Origin of the sequence: Azospirillum sp. B506 (assembly GCF_000333595.1) — a bacterium.
In the GTDB taxonomy this organism is placed as follows: Bacteria; Pseudomonadota; Alphaproteobacteria; order Azospirillales; family Azospirillaceae; genus Azospirillum.
In genome coordinates this window covers 1-4313 of record NZ_BADK01000471.1, presented here as the reverse complement: position 1 = coordinate 4313, position 4313 = coordinate 1, and the positions used below count along the sequence as shown (strand labels likewise).

Genomic DNA, 4313 nt, shown 5'->3' with positions numbered 1-4313 from the left:
TTATGGCCTGATCGGCTGGCAGATGAGCCGCTATTCCGGCTGCTGGATCGCGATGAAGACCATCGCCGAGACGGTGGACACCTCGGCGTCGGTCTACATCGACCCGCACCGTGTCGCGCCGGTCATCCCCGCCGACTTCGAGCTGCCGCCGGGCGGGCTGAACATCCGCTGGCCCGACCCGCCGCTGGAGCAGGAATACCGGCTGATGAAGCACAAGCTGTACGCCGCCCTGGCGTTCGCGCGTGCCAACAGGCTGGACCGGGTGGTGATGGAAAGCCCGCGCCCGCGCTTCGGCATCGTCACCACCGGCAAGAGCTATCTCGACGTCCGCCAGGCCTTCGACGAGCTGGGCATCAGCGAGGAGATGGCCGCCGACTGGGGCATCACCGTCTACAAGGTCGGCATGCCCTGGCCGCTGGAGCGTGACGGCGTCCGCCACTTCGCCGAGGGTCTGGAAGAGATCGTCGTGGTCGAAGAGAAGCGCGCGGTCATCGAGAACCAGCTGAAGGAACAGCTCTACAACTGGAACCCCGACGTCCGTCCGAAGGTGGTGGGCAAGTTCGACGAGCAGGGCGAATGGATCCTGCCGAGCGCCGGCGAGCTGACCCCGGCCCAGATCGCCGTGGTGATCGGCCGCCGCCTGCAGCGCTTCATCGACAATGAGACCCTCGCCCGCCGCATCGCCTTCCTCGACGCGCAGGAGAAGCAGAAGGCCCATGTGGCGCGCGTGGTGCGCAAGCCGACCTTCTGCTCCGGCTGCCCGCACAACACCTCCACCGTCGTGCCGGAAGGCAGCCGGGCGCTGGGCGGCATCGGCTGCCACTACATGGCGACGTGGCTCGACCGTTCGACCGACACCTTCACCCAGATGGGCGGCGAAGGCGTGCCGTGGGTCGGCCAGGCCGCCTTCACCGAGGAAAAGCACATCTTCGCCAACCTGGGCGACGGCACCTATTTCCATTCCGGCGTGCTGGCGATCCGGCAGGCCATCGCCGCCAAGGTGAACATCACCTACAAGATCCTGTTCAACGACGCGGTCGCCATGACCGGCGGCCAGCCCTTCGACGGCTCGCTGACCGTGCAGTCCATCGCCCATGTCCTGCGGGCGGAAGGCGTGCAGCGCATCACCGTCGTCAGCGACGAGCCGGAGAAGTACGGCATCGGCAACGGGCTGCCGCAATACACCACCGTCGAGCACCGCGATGACCTCGACCGCGTGCAGAAGGAGATGCGCGAGGTCGGCGGAGTCAGCGTCCTGATCTATGACCAGACCTGCGCCACCGAGAAGCGCCGCCGCCGCAAGCGCGGCAAGATGGTCGATCCGGCCAAGCGCGTGGTGATCAATGAACTGGTCTGCGAAGGCTGCGGCGACTGCTCTGCCAAATCGTCCTGCGTCTCGGTGATCCCGCAGGAGACCGAGTTCGGCCGCAAGCGCCAGATCGACCAATCCAGCTGCAACAAGGACTATTCCTGCACCAAGGGCTTCTGCCCCAGCTTCGTGACGGTGGAAGGCGGGCAACTGCGCAAGCCGAAGCCGGCTGCTGCAAAATCTGCGGATGGCAGCGCCCTGCCCGCCCCCGTCGTTCCGGCTTTCGACAAGACCTGGAGCCTGTATGTCACCGGCGTCGGTGGCACCGGCGTCGTCACCATCGGCGCGCTGCTGGGCATGGCCGCCCACATCGAGGGCAAGGGCGTCGGCGTGCTCGACATGACCGGGCTGGCGCAGAAGGGCGGCGCTGTCACCAGCCACATCCGCATCGCCAACAGGCCGGAGGACATCCACTCCGTCCGCATCGCCGCCGGCGGGGCCGATGCGGTGCTGGGCTGCGACCTGATCGTCGCGGCGGCGGGCGACGGCCTGTCGAAGATGACCGCCGGGCGCACTCGCGCCGTCATCAACACCCATGACAGCATCACCGCCGATTTCATCAAGAAGCCGGACATGGTGATTCCGGTGCGCGATCTGGTCGGCGACATCCGCAAGGCCTGCGGCGGCGAGTCGACCGTCGATGCCTTCGACGCGACGAAGCTCGCCACCGCGCTGCTCGGCGACAGCCTCTACGCCAACCCGTTCCTGATGGGCTATGCTTGGCAGAAGGGCCTGATCCCGCTGAGCGAGGAGTCGATCCTCAAGGCCATCGAGCTGAACGGCGTTGCGGTGAAACTGAACCTCGACGCCTTCCAGTGGGGCCGCCGCGCCGCCGTCGATCTGGCATCGGTGGAAGCCGCCGCGAAGCCGCAGGAGCCGGTGCAGGCCGCGCAGTCGCTGCTGCTCGACCAGCGCCGCCCGTCCGCCAGCCTGGACGAGGCGATCGAACGCCGCCACCGCTTCCTGGTCGATTACCAGGACGCCGCCTATGCCGCCCGCTACCACGCGCTGGTCGACTGGACCCGGCAGACCGAGCAGCAGAAGGTCCCCGGCTCGACCGCGCTGACCGAGGCGGTCGCCCGCGCNCACTTCAAGCTGATGGCCTACAAGGACGAGTATGAGGTGGCCCGCCTCTACACCGACAGCGGCTTCGTCGAGAATGTCCAGCGCATGTTCGAAGGCGACTGGAAGCTGACCTTCCACATGGCCCCGCCGGTGATGGGCGAGACCGAAGCGGATGGCGGTGAGCCGAAGAAGAAGAGCTTCGGCCCGTGGATACTGCCGGTGCTGCGCCTGCTGGCCAAGGGCAAGCGCCTGCGCGGCACCCGGCTCGACCCGTTCGGCCGCACCGCCGAGCGCCGCCAGGAGCGCCAGCTGATCGCCGATTATGAGGCGGTGGTGGGCGAGCTGCTGACCGGCCTGACCCGCGAGACCCTGGAACTGGCGGTCGAGATCGCCAAACTGCCGATGGAGATGCGTGGCTACGGCCCGGTGAAGGCCCGCAACGTGTCGGTGGCCAAGGCGAAGGAGGCCAAGCTGCTGGACGCCTACCGCGCTCCGGTCGCCGCCCCGCAGCCGCTGGCGGCAGAGTGAGGCGGGCCGGGAGTGAGGCGGGCCGGGCGACCGGTCGCACTCATCGGCAACGGCGCCTTTCCCCGGCCTGGGAAGGGCGCGCCGCCTCTGTTCAGGCCCTCGGGACCGGTGGGGATGGCGGATCCTGTCGCCATCGGTCAGCACGGGAGCAAATGAAAATCGGAGATGCCCAATCGATTGGAGCATCCGGACAATGCTTTATCTGCCATCCTGTCGGCCGCCAGCAAAGTCTCATAACGAAAGCGATGATGTCTGCTAATGTTTGAAACGCAAACAGCGCCGTAACCCCATTTCAGAAACGTCACGGATCTCGCGTCGGAGTGACAAAATGCGGCATAGCCATTAAATATTCCTGAGGTTCCTGGATGGAATTCGCTGACACAAGGTGATTTCCGACCGAATTCGCCGCAACTTGGCTCGATAGGCTCATAGGCATACTACAGTATGATGAGGGGGTTATTCCTCCCGCCAGAAACGAGCCGGCCCATGGGCACCCTGCTAACCCGCATCAGCATCAGCCGCAAGATCTCCGCCATCGTGATCCTGATGACGGTGATCGCGTCCGTGATCGGCGTGATCGGCTTTACCGCGATCAAGACCTTCGGCGGCAAGGTCGACGACATCCAGGTCCGCTCACAGCGGGCGCTGCTTGCCGAACAGGTCAGCAGCCTGATCTACAAGACGGTGATGGACAGCCGCGGACTCTATGCCGCCAAGTCGAAGGACGACGCGCAGCTGTTCAGCAAGGGGATCCGGGAATCGACGGCATCGATCGGCCGGCGCATGGAGGAATGGGAACGCCTGCTGGCGCCCGACCGCAGGGCCGATTTCCAGAAGCTGATGGTCAGCGCCAACGAGTTCATCGCCATCCGCAACGAAGTTGCCCGGCTCGGCGTCGAGGTCTCTCAGGAAGCGGCACAGAAGCATGGCGACACGCCGGAAAGCCGCGCCGGCCGCACCGCGCTGGGCAAGGCCCTGGAGGCGGCGGCACAGCGGAACATGGACAGCATCCAGCAGGCGAACAACGAACTCGATGCCTTCAGCACCCGGATGATCACGCTGATGCTGACGGTCGGCATCGGCGGAATCGGCCTGGCCGCCGTGGTCAGCGTCGCCGTCTCACGCTCCGGCATCGTCAAGCCGATCACCGTCATCACCGGGACGATGTCCCGCCTCGCCAACGGCGACCTGTCGGTCGATGTGGCCGGAAAGGACCGCGGCGACGAGATCGGCGGCATGGCCCGCGCGGTCGAGATCTTCCGCCAGAACGCACTGGACCGTGCCCGCATGGCCGCGGCCGAGGAGGAGGAGCATCTGGCCAAGGAGCGGCGCACCGCCGCGGTGGAACGGC

The 4313-nt window shown here is 66.3% G+C and carries 2 protein-coding genes; both read left to right on the top strand.

Going from position 1 to position 4313, the window contains the following annotated elements:
- Positions 1–2962: indolepyruvate ferredoxin oxidoreductase family protein (locus I71_RS14090; RefSeq protein WP_042695484.1), on the top strand; the 2962-nt coding region annotated here is incomplete at its 5' end.
- A 486-nt stretch (positions 2963–3448) separates the two neighbouring features.
- The coding region (locus I71_RS14085; RefSeq protein ID WP_042695483.1) for a HAMP domain-containing protein at positions 3449–4313 on the top strand (865 nt) is incomplete at its 3' end.